We start from the raw sequence: 421 nt of genomic DNA, 5'->3' as shown, positions 1-421 counted from the left end.
ATTGGTAGATTTATTATTTTGTTAAGGAGTAAATGGAAAAGGGAGAGTCATATGGTAAATTTTAAGAAAATTTTGGTTTTTATTACAGTTATTTGTTCGTTTTTTTTGACGCCCATAACATTGCGTGCTGAGACGAATATTGGAGTAAATCCAGAACAAGTTGCACCACCACCTGCGGAAGGACCGAATGTTTTTAGTCAGTTTGCAACGACAATTGATGCAAAAACAGGAGATGTTTTGTATGACAAAAACGCATATCACCGCGCATTTCCTGCTAGTACGACGAAGGTGTTAACAGCGATTTTACTCATGGAGCATACAAAGCCAGAGGATCAATTTACATTTTCACAATTAGCATTAGATCAAGAGAAGAGTAATTATCAAATTGAGTTTCAACCTGGAGAGACAATTAATAGAAATA

At 35.4% G+C, this 421-nt stretch carries 1 pseudogene; it reads left to right on the top strand.

What is annotated here, in order from left to right:
• Positions 1-51: 51 nt before the first annotated feature.
• Positions 52-421 (top strand): annotated as a pseudogene (locus ACTJK5_RS23030) (hypothetical protein); the annotation flags it as partial.

Origin of the sequence: Agrobacterium sp. 22094, assembly GCF_052046015.1 — a bacterium.
GTDB lineage: Bacteria > Pseudomonadota > Alphaproteobacteria > Rhizobiales > Rhizobiaceae > Agrobacterium > Agrobacterium cavarae.
This window is presented reverse-complemented; position numbering and strand designations above follow the sequence as displayed.